The following is a 1,381-nucleotide window of genomic DNA, read 5'->3' as shown; positions in this document are numbered from 1 at the left end:
CGCATCTTTCCTGTACAGTTACTTCATCAAGGACTGCTTTTGCCTAAGAGTTTTTCAACGCAATAGGTCGATAGCGGACGCTTCAATAGGTCTGCTAACGGCCAGAAGCGGCCCTAATATTTCTCTGTGAATCGCCAGAGCAAGAGCTGTGCACCAGTATAGGCATACGTTGCCATATCGCACCTGGGACGAATATAAGTAGGCGGTGCCCTTGTTATCTAGAGTGCCAGCACAACCCTGCTTGTATGGCCCGTACACGCAAAACAATATTGGTTCTCCTGTCGTCGGAAATAGATAGTGAACATACCTGTCGGGTTCTGACCGACGCTGGACACGTCTTCGTGACGGCAACTGGGGAACGTGCAGGACTGGCAGCGCTGGCGGCAGTACACTTCGACGTACTGCTCACGGACCACTGCATGACGGACGCCGATAGCAGCCGCTATTTTTGTGAAGTGCGCAGGGTATCGCCGTGGATTGCCGTAGTGTGTATTGTGGGGTCCTCTGACGACGTCGCTAGTGCGGCAAAGATGCTCGAGTGCGACGCGACCGTCCAGGTGCCGCTGTCGTCGGCGCGTCTGGGCTGGGTTTTCGATTTCACGCTTCGTTATTTTGGTAGTTGAGTTCTCGACCATGGCGACAGTCTGAGTTTGACCGTATAACTCGTTAGTCTCGTCAAGCTACAACACGGCGTTTTTGGAGCAAAGATGCATAGTCCTATTAAACCGGATAACTCCCAACGGACACCGCCGACACCTGCCTCCGAAGACGAGAAAGCAGCAATGAAACGCGCCTTATCGAAAGAAAGCCCGAATGAGCTTTTCGAGCGTCTGACGCGTGAAAACGACACATCGAGATCGGATGCGTCCTTGAGCCGCCAGACGCGGCGCGACTCGGATCGCTAGTATTCGGAAGTGTCGCTAGTTGCGTTTGCTTTCGTCCGAGCCTTCGTCTTCGGTAGCAGCGGCATTCTCCTTGAGTAGCTCGTCACTGACATACCTGCTTTCCTCAGCCACCAGTTCGGGTGGGCTCAACATATCTTGAATCATGGAACCAAGCTCTGCTGTGTCCCAGGGCAAAGCTTTCCGTTCTCTGCAGTGAATGTAGTGCCGGACCTCGCTTTCTTGCTCGGCCGTTAGCGGTAGTCCGCGGAATGTCGTCCGGCGTCTAAGTGCGTCCATTTCAGCCTCCTGTACGGCACTTGTACCCAAGCCATAGGTAGCTCAAAGCAGGCAAGTACTTACACTGTAACCCCTCACTAGAATGAGCGGCACTCTGGACATGAGCGTTTACGAAACAATTGGAGTGTCTGCTTCGGGTCTATTGTGTTGAAAAACTCCGCCTGAGTTTGCGATCTCGACGACCTGTCGCTGTCTAACAG

Annotated in this window: 1 protein-coding gene; it reads left to right on the top strand. The window is 53.4% G+C overall.

Going from position 1 to position 1,381, the window contains the following annotated elements:
• The first annotated feature begins 419 nt into the window (after positions 1-419).
• Positions 420-623, top strand: a complete 204-nt coding sequence (locus ACFPQ5_RS24760) for a hypothetical protein (protein WP_379761745.1) — start codon at positions 420-422, stop codon at positions 621-623.
• The last annotated feature ends 758 nt before the right edge of the window (positions 624-1,381 follow it).

It is taken from the genome of Massilia suwonensis (assembly GCF_042655665.1).
Classification (GTDB): domain Bacteria; phylum Pseudomonadota; class Gammaproteobacteria; order Burkholderiales; family Burkholderiaceae_D; genus Telluria; species Telluria suwonensis.
Note: the sequence above shows the minus strand (reverse complement) of the source record. Positions and strands in the feature narration are given on the sequence as shown.